General features: G+C 71.1%; 13 protein-coding genes and 1 CRISPR repeat array. Of the genes, 11 read left to right on the top strand and 2 right to left on the bottom strand.

The window, feature by feature from the left end:
• The first annotated feature begins 122 nt into the window (after positions 1-122).
• From hutU to hutH, 4 genes are read left to right on the top strand one after another with little or no spacing between them, the layout of a single operon-like run.
• Complete coding sequence (gene hutU / locus C3K08_RS16450) at positions 123-1,820, top strand: urocanate hydratase (RefSeq protein WP_104992527.1); 1,698 nt, start codon at positions 123-125, stop codon at positions 1,818-1,820.
• On the top strand, positions 1,817-2,728 hold the full coding sequence (locus C3K08_RS16445) for an arginase family protein (RefSeq protein ID WP_104992526.1): 912 nt from the start codon (positions 1,817-1,819) through the stop codon (positions 2,726-2,728). The genes hutU and C3K08_RS16445 overlap by 4 nt, the downstream gene beginning before the upstream one ends.
• Positions 2,721-3,941 (top strand): imidazolonepropionase, encoded by a 1,221-nt coding sequence (gene hutI, locus C3K08_RS16440; RefSeq protein ID WP_104992525.1) that lies wholly within the window; start codon positions 2,721-2,723, stop codon positions 3,939-3,941. Before C3K08_RS16445 ends, hutI begins: the two co-directional genes overlap by 8 nt.
• Positions 3,938-5,437, top strand: a complete 1,500-nt coding sequence (gene hutH / locus C3K08_RS16435; RefSeq protein ID WP_104992524.1) for a histidine ammonia-lyase — start codon at positions 3,938-3,940, stop codon at positions 5,435-5,437. The genes hutI and hutH overlap by 4 nt, the downstream gene beginning before the upstream one ends.
• Before the next feature lie 4 nt (positions 5,438-5,441).
• On the opposite strand, the gene C3K08_RS16430 is transcribed toward hutH, so the two are convergent.
• A complete protein-coding gene (locus C3K08_RS16430) occupies positions 5,442-5,918 on the bottom strand; it encodes a peroxiredoxin (RefSeq protein ID WP_104992523.1) in 477 nt (158 codons plus the stop codon).
• 168 nt (positions 5,919-6,086) lie between these two features.
• Here C3K08_RS16430 and C3K08_RS16425 point away from each other — a divergent pair, with 168 nt between their 5' ends.
• The 7 genes from C3K08_RS16425 to C3K08_RS16405 all read left to right on the top strand — a co-directional run bounded on the left by C3K08_RS16425 (position 6,087) and on the right by C3K08_RS16405 (position 14,514).
• Positions 6,087-7,664 (top strand): catalase, encoded by a 1,578-nt coding sequence (locus C3K08_RS16425; protein WP_104992522.1) that lies wholly within the window; start codon positions 6,087-6,089, stop codon positions 7,662-7,664.
• 67 nt (positions 7,665-7,731) lie between these two features.
• Positions 7,732-8,979 carry a glycerate kinase gene (locus tag C3K08_RS16420; protein WP_104992521.1) on the top strand — a complete coding sequence of 416 codons (1,248 nt, stop codon included), beginning with the start codon at positions 7,732-7,734 and terminating at the stop codon, positions 8,977-8,979.
• Between the two features lie 79 nt (positions 8,980-9,058).
• Positions 9,059-9,220: a hypothetical protein gene (locus C3K08_RS18125; RefSeq protein WP_158680041.1), complete on the top strand. Its 162-nt coding sequence runs from the start codon at positions 9,059-9,061 to the stop codon at positions 9,218-9,220.
• Between the two features lie 105 nt (positions 9,221-9,325).
• Entirely contained in the window at positions 9,326-10,846 is a 1,521-nt protein-coding gene (locus C3K08_RS16415; RefSeq protein ID WP_104992520.1) for a diguanylate cyclase domain-containing protein, read from the top strand.
• Positions 10,847-10,856: 10 nt separating this feature from the next.
• Positions 10,857-11,012: direct repeats of the CRISPR family, unit length 25 nt; unit sequence GGACCATCCCCACACCCGTGGGGAA.
• Positions 11,013-11,412: 400 nt separating this feature from the next.
• Positions 11,413-11,577, top strand: a complete 165-nt coding sequence (locus C3K08_RS18120; RefSeq protein ID WP_158680040.1) for a hypothetical protein — start codon at positions 11,413-11,415, stop codon at positions 11,575-11,577.
• Between the two features lie 77 nt (positions 11,578-11,654).
• Positions 11,655-13,379, top strand: coding sequence for a tetratricopeptide repeat protein (locus C3K08_RS16410; RefSeq protein WP_158680039.1), 1,725 nt, complete (start codon positions 11,655-11,657; stop codon positions 13,377-13,379).
• A 58-nt stretch (positions 13,380-13,437) separates the two neighbouring features.
• Complete coding sequence (locus C3K08_RS16405) at positions 13,438-14,514, top strand: YafY family protein (RefSeq protein WP_104992519.1); 1,077 nt, start codon at positions 13,438-13,440, stop codon at positions 14,512-14,514.
• Between the two features lie 107 nt (positions 14,515-14,621).
• Here the strand turns inward: C3K08_RS16405 and C3K08_RS16400 are convergent, their stop codons facing one another.
• Positions 14,622-17,528, bottom strand: a complete 2,907-nt coding sequence (locus C3K08_RS16400) for a CRISPR-associated helicase/endonuclease Cas3 (RefSeq protein ID WP_104992518.1) — start codon at positions 17,526-17,528, stop codon at positions 14,622-14,624.
• Between the last annotated feature and the right edge of the window lie 122 nt (positions 17,529-17,650).

Genomic DNA, 17,650 nt, shown 5'->3' with positions numbered 1-17,650 from the left:
TCACCCGCCAGCTCTTCAGAGCAATTCCGGAAAAGCCGGAAAACAAACTTGTGGGTGGGCGGGGGGCGTTCAAGATGGGCACACCACTCGCCGCGCTCCCGCCCCCCCTCCAGAGGTGTCCCATGACCCAGACCGTCGATCCGTCCGCCCCCGTCATCCGCGCTCCGCGTGGCCCGCACCGCACCGCCAAGGGCTGGATTCAGGAAGCCGCCAAGCGAATGCTGATGAACAACCTCGACCCGGAGGTGGCCGAGCACCCGGCCGAGCTGATCGTGTACGGCGGGCGCGGCAAGGCGGCGCGGAACTGGCCCGCCTTCCACAAGATCGTGGAGACGCTCGACCGCCTGGAAAACGACGAGACGCTGCTGATCCAGTCGGGCAAGCCGGTCGCCGTCCTGAAAACGCACGAGTGGGCGCCGCGCGTGCTGCTCGCCAACTCCAACCTCGTGCCGCACTGGGCGACCTGGGAGGAGTTCGACCGCCTCGACCGCGCGGGCCTCGCCATGTACGGGCAGATGACCGCCGGAAGCTGGATTTACATCGGCACCCAGGGCATTCTCCAGGGCACCTACGAGACGTTCGCGGCGGCGGGCCGCAAGCACTTCGGCGGCTCGCTGAAGGGCACCGTCACCGTGACGGCGGGGCTGGGCGGAATGGGCGGCGCCCAGCCCCTGGCGGTGAAGCTCGCAGGCGGGGTGAGCATCACGGTCGAGATCGACCCCACCCGCGTGCAGAAACGGCTGGACACCCGCTATCTGGACGAGGTGGCCGACTCGCTCGAAGACGCCATCGCACGGGCCGAGCGGTACAAGGCGGCGGGGGAGGCCCGTTCCATCGGCCTCCTCGGCAACGCTGCCGACCTGATTCCCCGACTGGTGGAGATCGGCTATATCCCCGACCTCGTCACCGACCAGACGAGCGCCCACGACCCCATGTGGGGCTATATCCCGCCTGTCGCCGCCGACGAGGACGCCTCCCGCCTGCGGCAGGACGAGCCGGAAGAGTACCGTCGCCGCGCCTACGAGGCGATGGCCGCACATGTCCGGGCGATCCTCGAACTCCAGCGGCGGGGAGCCGTCGCCTTCGACTACGGCAACAACCTGCGGCACCGGGCACGGGAGGCGGGCGTGGAAAACGCCTTCGACTACCCCGGCTTCGTGCCCGCCTTTATCCGCGATTCGTTCTGCGAGGGACGCGGCCCCTTCCGCTGGGTGGCCCTCTCCGGCGACCCCGAGGACATCCGGGCGACCGACCGGGCGCTGCTGGACCTCTTCCCCGAAGATGAACGCCTGCAATCCTGGCTGACCTACGCGGCGGGCGAGATCGCCTTTCAGGGCCTGCCCGCCCGCATCTGCTGGTTAGGCTACCGGGAACGCGACCGCGCCGCGCTGCTGTTCAACGAGATGGTGGCCGACGGGCGGCTGAAGGCGCCTATCGTGATCGGCCGCGACCACCTCGATGCGGGGTCGGTCGCCAGCCCCTACCGGGAGACGGAGGCGATGAAGGACGGCTCGGACGCCGTGTCCGACTGGCCGCTGCTGAACTTCGGGGTGGGCATCGCGTCGGGTGCGGCGTGGATGAGCTTTCACCACGGCGGGGGCGTAGGCCTGGGCTTCTCGCAGCACTCTGGGCTGGTCGCGGTGGCGGACGGAACGCCGGAGGCCGCGAGGCGTCTCAGCCGTTGCCTGACGAACGACCCTGGCATGGGCGTCATCCGCCACGCGGACGCGGGCTACGACCTCGCGCTGGACGTGGCGCGGGAGCGGGGGCTGGACCTGCCGAGCCTGGGCGTTGAGGACCACACGAAGGAGCAGGGGTGAGCCAGCCCGCCCACCTCCCCTACGGGGGCATTCCCACCTTCGCCCGTGCTCCCCACGCGCCCCCGGACGGCGACTGGCGCTCGGACGTGGCCGTCTTGGGCATCCCCTTCGACATCGCGCTGGGTTTCCGTCCCGGCGCCCGCTTCGCGCCGCGTGCGCTGCGGGAGGCCAGCCTGCGCTACGTGCCGCCCTTCACCGGGCTGGACGGGACCTCCCGCTTGGGGGGCGTGACCTTCACCGACGCGGGCGACGTGGTGCTGCCTTCCCTCGAACCCGAACTCGCCCGCGACCGTACCACCGAGGCCGCGCGGCAGGTGCGGGGGCGCTGCCGCGTGCCGGTGTTCCTGGGGGGGGACCACTCCGTCACCTTCCCGCTGCTGCGGGCTTACGACGACGTGCCCGATCTCCACGTCGTGCAACTCGACGCGCACCTCGACTTCACCGACACTCGCAACGACACGCGCTATTCCAACTCCAGCCCCTTTCGCCGGGCGGCGGAGGCCCTGCCGAACCTCGTTCACATCACGACCGTGGGCCTGCGTGGGCTGCGCTTCGACCCCGAGGCGGTGGCGGCGGCGCGGGCACGGGGCCATACCCTGATCCCGATGGAGGACGTATCTGCCGACCTCGCCGGGGTGTTGACACGGTTGCTGACTGGGAAAAACGTCTATCTCAGCGTGGACGCCGATGCCCTTGACCCCGCCGTGCTGCCGGGGACGAGCAGCCCGGAGCCGGATGGACTGAGTTACGGTCAGGCGATGCGCGTGCTGGCGGAAACGGCCCGCCGGAACACGGTCGTGGGCCTCGACCTCGTGGAACTCGCGCCCAACCTCGACCCAACCGGGCGCAGCGAGCTGATCGGGGCGCGGCTGATCATGGAGACGCTGGCGGAGGTCTTCCGTGACTGACACGCTTTACACGGGCATTTCCCTGCTCGTCACCCCCCACCCCGGCCCTCAGCGGGGGCGGGCGATGCGCGAGCTGACCGTGCTGGAGGACGCCGCCCTCCTTGTCTCCGGCGAGCGGATTCGCTGGGTGGGCCACCGCGCCGACGCTCCTGGGGCCGCCAATGAGCGCGACCTCGGCGGGGTGGCAGTCGTTCCCGGCCTGGTGGACCCCCATACCCACGCGGTCTGGGCCGGGGACCGCCTCGCGGATTTCGAGGCGCGGGTGGAGGGGGTCCCCTACGAAACCCTCCTCGCGCGGGGCGGCGGTATCCGCTCGACCATGCGGGCGACGGCGGCAGCGAGTGAAGAGGAGCTGGCAAGGCTGGCCCTTCCACGCCTTGAAGCGCTGCAACATTCAGGCGCGACGACAATAGAGGTCAAGAGCGGTTACGGGCTGGATTTTGATGCTGAGCTTCGGATGCTTCAAGCGGCTTACTTTGCCGAGACGGAATTTGTCGGCGATGTGGTCCGCACCCTCTTGGTCCATGTTCCCCCAACCGAGGGCCGCGCCGAGTACGTCCGCGCGGTTTGCGAGGAACTGATTCCGGAAGTGGCAGAGGACAATCTGGCTCAGGCTGTAGACGTGTTCTGCGAGAAGGAAGCCTTCAGCGTCGCAGAGACGCGGGCCATCCTCGAAGCTGCCAGAGTCTACGGCCTCGCCACCAAGCTCCACGCCGACCAGTTCCACGCCATCGGGGGCACCGAACTCGCCTGTGAGGTGGGGGCGCTCAGTGTGGACCATCTGGAGGCGAGCGGTCCGGCGCAGATCGCGGCGCTGGCCGCCTCATCCACGGTGGCGACCGTCCTCCCCGGCGTCACCCTTCACCTCGGCCTGCCCACCGCCCCCGCCCGTGCGCTGGTGGACGCGGGGGCGTGCGTGGCGGTGGGAACGGACCTCAACCCCGGTTCCTCGCCCGTGTTCAGCTCGCAACTGGCCCTCGCGCTCGCCGTGCGGCTGTGTGGGCTAACCCCCGCTGAGGCACTGACGGCCTGCACCGTCAACGCGGCTGCCGCACTGGGCCTGAGTGACCGGGGTGCCCTCGTGCCCGGGGCGCGGGCTGATTTTCTCGCCCTGCATTCGGCGGACTGGCGCGACCTCGCCTACACGTTGGGGGTCAGTCCGGTGCGCGGCGTGTATGTGGGCGGCCAGCCCGTGAAGGAGACCCCGCTGTGATTCTGGACCGACATCTTGATCTGGACGCTTTTCTCGCCGTGGTGCGCGGTGGCGAACCTGTGCAGCTCGCGGACGCGGCCCGCGAACGCATCCTCCGGGCGCGGGCGGTCGTGGAACGCATCGTGGATGGCGACGAGGCCGTCTATGGCGTGAATACGGGCTTCGGCAAGTTCGCCTCGGTGCGGGTGGGCCGGGATCAACTCGCGCAGCTTCAGCACAACCTGATCGTGTCGCACGCCATCGGGGTGGGGGAGGCCCTGCCCGCCGAGGTCGTGCGCGGCATGCTGCTGCTGCGGGCACAGTCGCTCGCGCTGGGGCACTCGGGGGTGCGGCCGGAGGTCGTGGAGCTGCTGCTCGCGCTGCTGAACGCCCGCGCCCACCCGGTCATCCCCGCGCAGGGCAGCGTGGGGGCATCGGGGGACCTCGCGCCGCTCGCGCACCTCGCGCTGGCGCTGATCGGGCTGGGGGAGGTGGAATACGGGGGAGCAGTGCGCCCCGCCGCCGACGTGCTGGCCGACCTCGGCCTCTCGCCGCTGGTGCTGGAGGCCAAAGAAGGTCTCGCCCTGATCAACGGCACCCAGATGATGGGCAGCCTGCTGGCCCTCGCTCTGGCCGACGCCCGCACCCTGCTGGGCACCGCGAATCTGGCCGCCGCGATGACGGTGGAGGCGCTGTCGGGCTCGCACCGCCCCTTCTCGGCGGGCGTGGTGGCCCTGCGGCCCCACCCCGGCGCGGTGACCGTAGCCGAGGAAGTCCGCGCCTTCTTGCACGGCTCGGAAATCGCCCCCGCCCACGCGAACTGCGGCAAGGTGCAGGACGCCTACAGCCTGCGGGCGGTGCCCCAGGTGCATGGGGCGACGTGGGACGCCTTGGCGCAGGCGGGGCGCGTCCTGGCCGTCGAGTTCGCGTCCGTCACCGACAATCCCCTGATCTTCCCCGACACCGGGGAGGTTATTTCGGGCGGCAATTTCCACGGCCAGCCTCTCGCCCTGACCGCCGATGCGCTCAAGGTGGCGGTGGCCGAACTCGGCAGCATCTCCGAGCGGCGCACCGAGCAACTGCTCAACCCGGCCCTCTCCGGCCTGCCCGCCTTCCTCGCGCCGGAGGGCGGCCTGAACTCCGGCCTGATGATCGCGCAGTACACGGCGGCGGCCCTCGTCAGCGAGAACAAGGTGCTCGCGCATCCCGCCAGCGTGGACTCCATCCCCACCTCGGCCAATCAGGAGGACCACGTCAGCATGGGAGCGCACGGAGCGCGGCACCTGCGGCAGATCGTGGAGAACGTGGCCTCCGTGCTGTCGGTCGAGCTGCTGGCAGGAGCGCAGGCCCTCGACTTCGGCGGCCTGCGGGCGGGCGCGGGCGTGCAGGCGGCGTGGGAGCGACTGCGGGAGGAGGTCGCCCCGATGGAACGTGACCGCTACTACCGCCCCGACCTCCTGCGGGTGCGCGAGCTGATCGTCAGCGGGGAACTGCTGCGGGCAGCGCGGAAGGCCTGACTCCTCAGGCGTTCGCCGCGACCCGCTCCTGCACCTCGGTCAGCACCTCCGCCGCGTGGGTGCCGGGGTCCACGTTGGTCCAGTGCCGCACGACCTGGCCTTCCGGCGAGATCAGGAAGGTTTCGCGGCGGGCCGGACGCACCGGGCTGTCGGGCCAGGCGTCGTCCAGCACGCCGTAGCATTCACTGAGCACATGGTCCGGGTCGGGCACGAGGGGGTAGCTCACCCGGCACACGTCGTGGAAGGTGACGAGCTGGGTGCGGCTGTCGCTGCTCACCCCGATGGGCTGGGCGCCCAGCGCCCGGAACTCGGGCATCAGGGCCTCGAAGCGCCGCGCCTGAAGCTGGCAGTGGGTGGTGTTGGCCCGTGGAAAGAAGAAGAGAACCACCCACTGCCCGCGCAGGGCCGCGAGGTGAATGGGGTCGTTTCGCTCGCTGCGGGCCTGAAAGTCGGGGGCGGGGTCGCCGGGACGCGGACTCATGCGCCCGAGTATAGGGAGGCGGCCGCCTTCCTTCCGCCCCGCCTTCATGCCCCCTGAAGACTGTCTCCAAGCGAAGGAACACCCCGGCGGGGTATGGCAGTCTGGAACTGGAGGCCAGGACACGGCCAGGCACCTCGCCTGCCTGCACGCTGAGCCACAGGAGGACCCATGAGCGACCAGAAGCTTCCCGATCACCCCACCGCCACCGAGGGCGAGCGCACCCTGACCACCCGGCAGGGCCACCCCGTCCGCAACAACCAGCAGCAGCGCACCGTGGGCACGCGCGGCCCCGCCACCCTGGAGAACTACCAGTTCCTCGAGAAGATCAGCCACTTCGACCGCGAACGCATCCCCGAGCGGGTCGTGCACGCCCGAGGCGCCGGGGCGCACGGCTACTTCGAGGCCTACGGCAAGGTGGGCGACGAGCCGGTGAGCAAGTACACCCGCGCCAAGCTCTTCCAGGAGGCGGGCAAGCGCACCCCCGTCTTCGTGCGCTTCTCCACCGTGATCCACTCCAGCCACTCGCCCGAGACGATGCGCGACCCGCGCGGCTTCGCGGTGAAGTTCTACACGGAAGACGGCAACTGGGACCTCGTGGGGAACAACCTCAAGGTCTTTTTCATCCGCGACGCGATCAAGTTCCCCGACGTGATCCACTCCTTGAAGCCCGACCCGGTCACCAACCGGCAGGACGGCGGGCGCATCTTCGACTTCATGAGCCACACGCCCGAAGCGATGCACATGCTGACCCTGCTGTTCTCGCCGTGGGGTATTCCGGCCAACTACCGCCAGATGCAGGGCTCGGGCGTCAACACCTATAAGTGGGTGAACGACAAAGGCGAGGCCGTGCTCGTAAAGTACCACTGGGAGCCGGTGCAGGGCATCAAGAACCTCACCCAGCGCGAGGCCGAGCAGATTCAGGCCAAGAACATCAGCCACGCCACCCAGGACCTCTACGAGGCCATCGAGCGCGGCGACTATCCGCAGTGGGAACTGTTCGTCCAGATCATGTCGGATGACGACCACCCCGAACTCGATTTCGATCCGCTCGACGACACCAAGATCTGGCCGAGGGAGCAGTTCCCCTGGCTTCCGGTCGGCAAAATGACCCTCGACCGCAACCCCGAGAACTACTTCGCGGAAGTCGAGCAGGCCGCCTTCGGTACGGGCGTCCTGGTGGACGGGCTGGACTTCTCCGACGACAAGATGCTGGTGGGCCGCACCTTCTCGTACTCGGACACGCAGCGGTACCGGGTGGGCACGAACTACCTCCAGCTTCCCATCAACGCGCCCAAAAAGCACGTCGCCACCAACCAGCGCGACGGGCAGATGGCCTACCGGGTGGACGTGGCGCCGGGGCAGAACCCGCACGTCAACTACGAACCCAACTCCATGAACGGCCTGCGTGAGGCGCCGCGTGACGTGGTGGAATACACCCCCTGGGTCGAGGGCCACCTCCAGCGGGCACCCCTCGAGCGCACGAACGACTTCCAGCAGGCGGGCGAACAGTACCGCGCCTTCGAGGACTGGGAGCGCGACGACCTGATCGCCAACCTCGTGGAGAACATCTCCGCCGCTACCCCCGAGGTGCAGGCCCGGATGGTCGAACTGTTCACGAAGTGCGACGAGGACTATGGCCGCCGCGTGGCCGAGGGGCTGGCGGAAGTGCGCCGGGGCCGCGAGGAGCGCGAGCGCGAGGCCGTGCGGCAGGCGGAGGAGCGCAGCAAGGAAGCGCAGCCTTACTGACCCCCTCACCCCGCTGCTTCGCAGCGCCCCTCTCCTACCAGGGAGAGGGGTTTTCTATGCTCTCTCTATGAACTGGCGGGCTGTGCTGGAAGACACCTACCGGGAGGCGCTAGAGGCGGTGGCCCCAGCCCGGCTGCTTGCGCCCCATCTGGACGGGCCGCGCCCCGACCTCGTGGTCGCGTTCGGCAAGGCGGCCTTGCCCATGCTGCGGGCGGCGCTGGAGGCCTCCCCAGGGGTTCCCGGTCTCGCTGTTCCGCCCCGCGACTCGGCCGACCTGACGGCTCCACCCGGCGCCGAGGTCTACCCCGCCTCCCACCCCGTCCCCGGCGAGGACAGCGTGCGGGCGGCGGAGGCGGTGCTGGCCCGCGTTTCGGCGCTCCCGGCCGGAAGCCGCCTGCTCGTCCTCGTCTCGGGTGGCGGCAGCGCCCTGCTCTCGGCGCCCTGGGGAGTCACGCTGGCGCAGAAGCAGGCCCTGACCCGTGAACTGCTGGCGGCCGGGGCGGACATCACCGCGATCAACACCGTCCGCAAGCACCTCTCGCGCGTCAAGGGCGGGCGGCTGGCAGCGGCCACCCAGGCCGAGGTGCGGGCGCTCCTGATCTCCGACGTGATCGGGGACGACCCCTCCGTGATCGCGTCGGGGCCGACGGTGCCCGACCCCACGACCTTCGCGGACGCGCTGGCAGTACTGGACCGCTTCGGCATCGCGGCTCCCGAGGCCCGCACCCATCTGGAGGCGGGAGCGCGGGGCGAGGTCCCCGAAACCCCCAAGCCTGGCGAACTGCCCCATGCCCAGACCCAGATCGTCGGCTCCGGGCGGGTGCTGCTGGAAGCGGCCCAAGGCGCCCTCGCCCGGCGCGGGATCGCGGCCCACCTTCTCTCCGCGACCCAGGACGGCGACGTGCGCGACCTCGCGGCCTGGCACGCGGCGGAACTCCGGCGGCGTCTCCCCGGCCTGACCGCTCCATTGGTCCTCCTCTCCGGGGGCGAGGCCACCGTGACCCTACGCGGTGCCGGGGTGGGTGGGCGCAACCAGGAATTCGCGCTGTGGCTGCTGCGCGACCTGGGCGACGCGGGGGTGTATGTCCTCTCCGCCGGGTCGGACGGGGTGGACGGCAGCAGCGCGGCGGCGGGGGCCTTCCTGACGCCTGACTCCCTCGCGCGGGCGCGGCGGCTGGGCCTCGACCTCGACGCTTCTCTCGCCCGCAACGATTCCGGCACCTTCTTTCACCGTCTGGGAGACGCGCTGGTCACCGGACCGACCGGGCACAACCTGGGGGACCTGCGGCTGCTGGTGCTCCTCCCCGTCATCTGAAGAAGGACTCTAGGCTGCCTCTGGAGTCACTGAACGGGAGGCCATGGCAGAGTCGGGGGCCGCTCCGCACACTGGAGGCATGGAACTGACCCTCGTAATGGCCGCGACCACCCTGCTGCTGGTCGTCCTGGGCTTTCTATCGCTGAACGACGAGCCCCGAGTCTCCTCGGCCCGCGCTGAACGCCCAGGTCCTCTTCCGGAGGAGGGGGCCGGGATGCCCCTCGGGGTTCGGCGAGGTTGACAGATGGCCGTGGGCGACAGCGACTTCACTCCAGTGGCCTGCCCTCCGGCTCGCTGAGTGGCCTGTGAGGGCACGGTGACAAACTGCCCATTAGAGTCACCGGGCATGTCTCCCACCCTTCCTGCAGAGGAATTCGCGCGGCTGGAGGCGCTGGCCCGTTACGCCGTCCTCGACGAGCTGCCGGCCGAGGCCTTCGCACGCCTGGCGACCCTGGCCGCTCAGTTTTTCCGGGCACCCATTGCGCTGATCAACTTTGTCGCTGAGGACAGTGCCCGCTGTCAGGCGTGCGTGGGCATCGACCTGCGGGTGCTGGACCGGCAGGTGTCCTTTTGCACCTATACCGTGATGCAGTCCGACGTGCTGGTCGTCCCCGACCTGGGGCAAGACCCACGCTTCGTGGACAATCCGCTCGTGACGGCAGCGGGGGGCTACCGTTTCTACGCCGGAGCACCGCTGACCACGCCGTCGGGCCACAACATCGGGACCCTGTGTGTGCTGGACACCGTGCCGCGTGAAGGCGCCAGTTCCGCCGAACGCGAGGCCCTCCAGAACCTTGCGGCCCTGGCCGTCGATGAACTGGAGCTGCGGCGGGTGGCGACCGAACTGGAGCGCGAGGCCCGCGCCCGTGACCGGCTGATGCAGGAATTGCGCCGGGTGAGCCGCCACAGCGAGACCCTGCTGGCCGTCTTTGAACTCGCCGACCTCGATCTGCTCCCCCATGAACTGGCAGAACACGCCGTCGCCCTCGTCGCGGACGTGACGGACCTCGACTGGGCCGGACTGGTCTCCACAGACGGGGCCACCGGACGTGCCCGTACCCTCTGGCAGGCTCCGGGACTGAATCCCCAACTGGAAGAACAGCTGACCCGGCCGTTCCCTCGGGGTACAGGGTTCGGCAGCGAGTCTGCACTCTTTCTGGACAACCCCGGCAGCCTGGTCCGCCTGCGGCCCGATCTCTCAGGGACCGGAGTCTGTGTCGCGGCACAGGTGCCACTGGGGACCGCCGGTGATCAGGAGTTGCACCTCCTCGCCGTGCGGACCCGGCCGCTCGCCTGGGCCGCTGCCGACCGCATCCTGCTGGAGACCGTGGGCCGCTGCGTGATGACGGGGATACGCCGCCGCGCCGCACTGGCCGCCGCCCAACATGAAGCCACCTTCGACGCCCTCACGGGACTGCCGGGCCGCCGCGCCTTTGAGCGCGACCTTGACGCGCGGGTGGCCGGGGGAGAGCCGTTCGCGCTGGTGCGGTGCGCCTTTACCGACTTTGCTGCCTTGAATGGAGCGTTGGGGCATGTGGAGGGTGACCTGCTGCTGGCGCGGTGCGCCGCAGCACTGGGCAGCAGCCTGAGCGACGGGGACCGGGCCTACCGACTCGACGGCGTGCAGTTCGCCCTGCTGCTGTCGGCCCCCCCGGAAGGCGAGCGGGGAGCTGCCGAGCGCCAGGCCCGCGAGGCCCCCGCCCGCGCCCTGAGCGCCGCACGGGACGCCGGGTTCGAACTGCCCGGCGTCAGCGTCGGCACCGCGCTGTGGCCACGCGACGCCCGCTCGGCCCGTGCCCTGCTGCATCTCGCCAGCCAGCGCCGCCAGGCCGACGAGCGCCGCAACAACTCGGTGGCGGACAGGTAGGAGTAGGGAGGGACCATCCCCACACCCGTGGGGAACACGCCCGCAGCGTGGGCATGATCTCCTCGCCCCACGGACCATCCCCACACCCGTGGGGAACACCACCGCTCATGGACGATAAAGCGCGGGGCGGGCGGACCATCCCCACACCCGTGGGGAAACCCAGCGCCACATCGGCGCGGCCTCCAGCCCCGCCAGCCGGACCCGACCCCCACGCCAGAGGTCGGGTCCGGCTCACATTGTCATGTGGCCCAGGGAGACCCCTTTCCAGTCTAGGGTGCTTCCGCTGACCGCAGGGCTGCTCCTGAGCGGGCGGAAGCGGGCGCGAAAAGCCACCACCAAGTGGGCAAAGGAGGCCCCGGACAACAGGCCACTACGCGGCGACCGGTTTCGTCGCTGAGCTGGCCCACAGTGCGCGGCGTCACCGCGAGGAGCGCCCCGGAGCGCACCGCAGGCGGCGACCCGCCCGGCACGCCTGGCCGCGTGCCCTAGCCCCGCCTCCGCCCACCACAGTCAGGACCCCCAGAGGGTGCCTGAGGGGGAGGCCTGTTGTCCCAGGAGGCCCGCCCATGCGTGCTCTGCGCCTTGTTCTCTCTGCCCTGCTCGTCCTTGCCCCGCTGGCCGGGGGCACCTGCGCCCAGTCGGCCACGCCCCCGGCCACTGGAACCCTGGCCGAGCCGCCCCCACCCCTGCCGCAGGGAGACGACCCGAAGAGTGGAGGTGGCCTGGGCTGAGTTCGGGCCACCAGAGAGTCGCGCACCTGGCACCCGGTCCCTCTCGGGGGGGCCTCTCCCGGCCTAGACTCGCGGGGATGTCGCCCGCCGACCACCCCCCCTCCGGCCTTCCCGTCACTGTCAGCCCTGCCGAGTGGGACGCCTCGGTCCAGGCGCTGCTGGCGGCGGGACGAGCGGAGGACGCCCTTCAGACCCTCACGCGAGCGGCGGAAGGCGTCTCGCAGCCCGCCCGCTTCGGGGAGCTGCTGAATCTCTTCCTGACCCTGCCCCCGCAGGTGCGGGAGGGCCGGGAGGGCGTGCGGCTGCACCTGCGGCTGCTGGGCAACGTGCGCCCGGCGGGCGAGGTGCGGCAGCTGGCCGAATGGGCGCTGGGGCAGGGCCTGGAGGCGCCCTTCGTCCACGCCGTTCTCGCCTGGTCGTTGGCGCGGGAGGACGACTATGCTGGGGCGCTGGTCGCCGCCGACCGTGCCCTGGCCGGGGAGGCCGAACTCGCCCCCCACGAGGCCGGGGCGGCGTGGCGGGTGCGGGGCCGCTCGCTCGCGCACCTGGGGCGGGAGGGCTGGCAGGCGGCCTTCGCGCGGGCAGCGGCCTTCGTGACGGGCCGGGCGCTGGGCATCCTGCGGATGGAAGAAGGCGCGTTGCTGGGCCGCTCGGGCGACCAGGCGGGAGCGCTGCGGGCCTATGCCGAGGCGCTGACCCACTTCCGGCACGACGGGCACCACCGCGCCTGGACGCTGCACAACATGGGGCTGGCCTGCCTGGTATCGGGACGCTTCGAGGAGGCCGAGGGTTACTTCGCGCGGGTCACGGCCATTCGCCGGGGGGCGGAAGCAGCCCGCGCCCGCGCGTGGTGCGGGCAGGCGGCGGCGCGGCGGGCGCTGGGCGAGTGGGCACGGGCAGCGGCCCTCTACCGTCAGGCCGCCGCCGAGGCCGAGCGGCAGGGCGACCTCGACGACGTGCGGCAGGCCCTGCGTGGGCTGGGGCACACCCTGCGGCTCTCGGGGCAGACCTTCGCGGCCCTCGAACCGCTGACCCAGGCCACCCGCGCCGCGCCGGGGGACCGCGCCTCGGGCACGTCCTGGGTCCACGTGGACCTCGCCGCCGCCCACGCCGCGCTGGGGCAAGCCGAGCGGGCCGAGGCCGTGCTCGCCCTCACCGGCCCGCTGGAGGGCGAGGACGAGGGCCGCGCCCGGATCGTGCGGGCCGAACTCGCCCGGCAACGGGGGGACCGGGCCGGAGCGCTGGCGCTGCTGCGGCCGCTGAATCCTGACACGCTCTGGGCGCGCGAGGAGGCGCACGCCTTTCCAGGGCTGTTCGCGCTGCTCTCGGCGGCGGGTCTGCCCACCCCGGCTCCCCTCCCGCGCCCGGCCCGCACGTTGGTCCGGGTGCGGGCGATGGGCACCCCCCGCGTGGAGGTCGGCGGACGCCCGGTGCCCCTGGGTGGCCCCGGTCTCGCGGTGCTGTGTGCGCTGCTCGACGGCGGCGGCGAGGGCCTGACCGACCTGCTCGCGGAAGTCGTGGAGGACGGCACCCCCCGCCCCCCCCGGCTCCAGCGCCAGCGCGTCTCGGCGGCGGTGCGGGCGGTGCGGGACGCGCTGGGCTGGCCGGGGAGCGTGGGGAGCGTCCCCGGCGGCTACCGCCTCGACCCCGCCGCCGAGTGGCACTACGACGTGGGAGAGGCGCTGCGGCGGGGCGACCCGGTCGAGACCTTCCTGCCGGGGGTCTCCCTCCCCTGGGTCCTGGCCCGCGAGCAGGAGTTGAGGCAAAGGGACGCAAATCTGCTGAGTGGGCGGGTGGACTGACCCTCGCGGTGACACTGGCGCGACAGCCGCCCGGCATCCTCCGCGTTGGAGGACCACCGTGGGCGAGCCCCAGCAGACGCACCCTGACAACGACCTTCCGACCCCCCGGCGCCGACCCCTGCCCCGTCAGCCCCTGGTGTGGGACCGGGCCAAACGCCTCGCCGCGCTGGCCGACAAGCTGAAGCAGGCGCCGCGCACCACCGAGCAACTCGCCGCGCACTTCGGCGTGACCCAGCGCAGCATCCAGCGCGACCTGCTGGCCCTCTCGCAGATGGAACACCGGGTCATCCGGGACCATCAGGGCGCCTACCACATCCCGCAGGGGGGCCGGGCGCTGAATCCCGCCGAGGCCCTCGCCGTCTACACCGCCGTGCGGCTCCTGCACCACCACGCGCCCGTGACCAGCGGACATTACCTCAGCGCCCTGGAAACGGTCGCGGCGGACCTGCCGCAGCACCTGCGCCATCTGCTGCACCGCTCGCTGCTGGAAACCGGGGCCACCCACGCGACCGACCGCGCCCTGGACTTCGTGGCCGCCGCGTGGACCCACCGCGAGGTGCTGCGCTTCGACTACCGCAAGCCCGGCGGCGAGGCCCTGCGCGGCAACGAGCTGGAGGTCTACTTCGTGGAGATCAGCCGCGACAACCTCGCGCCCTACGTGATCGGGTGCGAGACGCGGCACCGGGGGGCCATCCGCACCTTCAAGGTGAGCCGGATGGAGAACCTCGCCCGGCTGGCGCGGACCTACGACATCCCCGAGGACTTCGACCCCCGCGACTACCTCTCGGACGCCTGGGGCGTGATCGGCGGCAAAAACCCGGTCACCGTGCGGGTGCGCTTCGCGCCGGAAGCCGCCTACCGGGTGCTGGAGGGCGGCTACCCCAACGCCACGCGGGTGGACACCACCCTGATTCACCGCGACGGCAGCGTCGAACTCGACATCCGCGCCGGAACCGACGCCAGCGGCCTGCCGCGTGAACTGATCCCCTTCCTGCTGGGCTGGGGACCCAGGGTCGAGGTCCTCTCGCCGCCCCACGTCCGCGACCACTGGCTGGGAGAACTGCGGGCGGCCCTGGCCCGGCACGACCCGACCTATCCGGGGATGCTGTTGGATGTGATGGAGGGACGGCGGTAGGGGACCCCTCACCCCTTGGCTCCGCTAGGCCCCTCTGACCGAGGGAAGACTCGTAGAGCTGTGAAGCCGAGGGTGGGGAGAGGAGTCTGCGCGGCTTTCCCTGCCGTTCACGCCTTCACGTACACCAGCCCCTGTTCCGGGTCCAGGCGCACCTGAAGCCCTTGCACCTCGGCCACTCCAGCCTTGAACACGAGCGGCACGGCGTCACGCAGGAGGGGATGCGCCCGCCAGCCCCGGTGCTGCGTGCCCAGTGAGCCTTCCCAGAGGGTTCCTTGCTTGGCAGCCTTGAGAAGTTCCCAGCGCGAGACGCTCAGGGAGCGGCGGTAAATCTGGCGGGCGTGGTCGGTGTCGCGTTTGTCCAACTCAGCGAATTGAGGACGCAGAGGCGACCGTTTGTCTTCCGGGGTGGCGAAGGCAGAGACACAAACCTGCCAGATGTTGTTCTCGGCCCGCTCCACCGGCACGATCCGCACCCCTTCCTCGCCCAGGCGGGTGCGGGGGCGCTCCGGATCGTCCCCGGCTCCCACGGCGGCGGGGTCGTCGCTGAGGCTTTCGCTGTCGGGGTTGGCGTCGGGGCGGCGGTGCAGGAGCGTCTGCCAGAAGTCGGCGGGGCGGCCGATATGGGCGAACAGGCCGGTCGTGGCCTCGTTGCCGCGCCGGTTCTCCAGGTCCGCCTCGGCCGCTGCCAGTTGCTCACGCTGCTCCGGGGCCAGTTCGGGCGCGGCGAACTCGGGGGCGTAGACCTCCTGCACCAATTCGTCCAGATCGTCGGGCAAGGTCAGGCCTGCCTCCAGCCGCCGCCGCAGCGAGAGCCACGAGCGGTAGAGCAACGCGGGGGCGTAGACGCGGCCCCAGAACTCGCGCTCCATGCTGGCGTCCGGCCACTCGTCCAGCCCGGCGACGTACAGCACGGCGTCGTCGTGGCCGTGCCGCTTGCCCTGATTGGCCGCGTGGCGGTGCAGCCGTCCGGCCCGTTGCAGCACGAGGTCGGCGGGGGCGAGGTCGGTGAGCATCACGTCCGCGTCGAAATCCAGGCTCTGCTCGGCCACCTGGGTGGCGATCAAGATGAAGCGGTCGGGACGGAAAAAGCCTTCGACCTTCTGACCATCCTCTTCTTCCGTGTACGGCTGCTTGCCCAGGAACTTCCGCACTCTCTTTTCACGCTGCAAACGCTCGTCCGCCGGGTAGCGGGCGTGGTAGAGCAGCACGTTGACGGCCCGTGGGTCCTTGCTGCCGCCCTTCGTGCAGGTCCGGGCGGTCATCCCCCGCGCCTCCAGCTCGGCCAGCACCTGCGCCTGCACCGCCTGCGCCCGCGCCACCGTGTTCACGATCACCGCCACGCACCCACCGTCCGCCGCGAGGTCCACCGCCTGCCGGGCCATCTCCTCCGCCGCGCTGCCCAGGGGCCGCAGGGTGACGTGCTGGCGCGGTCGGCTGGCGTTGCCGTCCTCGTCGTGGTCAGGGATGGTCACGGTCTGGACCTCTCCTTGCGCCGGGGCCACCGTCAGGCGCGGGTAGGCCGCCGTGGGCGCGTCCTCCACCCCCCAGGCCCGCAGCAGGGCGCGGCGGCCCGACTCGGGAAGGGTCGCGCTCATGATGACCACGCTGGACCCCAGCGCCCGCAGCCACGCGACGAGGGCGGCAATCAACTCGGAGGTGTAGGTGTCGTAGGCGTGGACCTCGTCCAGCACGACCACCCGGTTGCCCAGGCCCCAGAGGCGCACGAACTGGTGCGACACGCCCAGCACCCCCAGCAGCGCCTGATCCACTGTGCCCACCCCGTACTCGGAGAGCAGCGCCCGCTTGCGGTTGGTGAACCATTCCTCGGCGCGGACCCCGTAGCCCCCCGCCTCGGCGGGGTCGCACTCGGCGTTGCGGGTGCGCTGGACGGTCGCCTGGAAGTCCTTGTTCAGCAGGGTGCCCCCGTGTGCGAGTTGCAGGTCGGGCGGCGTCTCCCGGCCCTGCGCCTTCAGGAACTCCGCGAACCGCTCGTACATCGCGTTCCCGGTCGCCTGGGTCGGCAGCGCCACGTACATGCCCCGGTGCCCCGCCGCCCGCTGAAGCTGGAGGTGCGCGTAAAAGGCCGCCTCCGTCTTGCCCTCGCCCATCGGGGCCTCGACGAGCACCAGGGCCGGGCCGCTCACGTCCGCCAGAGCCTGCGCCAGTGCCGTCTGGAGGGGGCGGGGTGGGAAGCCGAAGACCTCGGGGAAGGGGGGCAGTTCCTCGCGTAGAGGGGCGAACACGGGCCAGCGAATCCCGGCCAGCGTCTGCCGCGCCCGTTCCCGCGCCCGCGCGAAGTAGGCCGCCGGGTCCTCGTAGGCCGAGAAATCCGTGACCGTGGGCAGTGGAAAGGAACTCCCCAGCCAGTCCGCGAAACTGGTCAGCCCGGCGAGGCGCATGAAGGCGGCGGCGGTGAGGGTGGAGATGGTGGGGACGGCGTCGTAGCGAGCACCCGTCCCCTGTGTCACGAGGCGGCACAGCTCCTTGCGAACCTGCGCCCAGCGGGCGTCCCCGGTCTGCGCCTGCGCGAGGTTGAGTTCGCGGTCCTCCACCCGGAAGCCGTGATGGCACCCCACCGCGTCCGCGACGCCCCGCGCCACCGGCCCCGGCCACCCCAACCCGGTCAGGAAGTCCGGCAGCACCGCCTGGGTCACGACTCCGTGCGGTGCATAAGGCTCGCGCAACTCGGCGGGAAAGCGTAGGGCCGGGTCCACCCCACTTTTTCCCTCCGCCCACAGCACCTGAAAAGCCGGGCTCGCCTTTCCCAGGTCGTGCAGGGCCACCAGCGCCAGCGTCCAGGCCAGCGCCTGCTCGCCCTCCAGCCCTAAGTCGCCCTCAAACAGCGCCCGCGTCTGCGGCGGCTCCAGGCTCAAAATCTCGGCCGCGCACGCCGCCACGTCCAGCAGGTGATTGAGGACGGGCAGCCACGCGCCCTGCGTGCCGTCCGCGTTCTTCTTCGCACTCTTGGCCCACAGGGTCCGCGCCGCCGACGTGATGGGGTGGAGTTGAGTCATGCGGGGAGGGTACATGGGGGAGGCGACGAAACCGGTCGCGGAGCCGTGCCCTATCGCCCATGAGGAAGGCAGGCTCAACTTTCATGCCTGTATGGGAGCGGCGAAAACACCTGTGACAGTTC

Origin of the sequence: Deinococcus sp. NW-56, assembly GCF_002953415.1 — a bacterium.
Lineage (GTDB): Bacteria > Deinococcota > Deinococci > Deinococcales > Deinococcaceae > Deinococcus.
The sequence above is the reverse complement of the archived record's forward strand: the minus strand, read 5'-3'. Positions and strand labels throughout refer to the sequence as shown.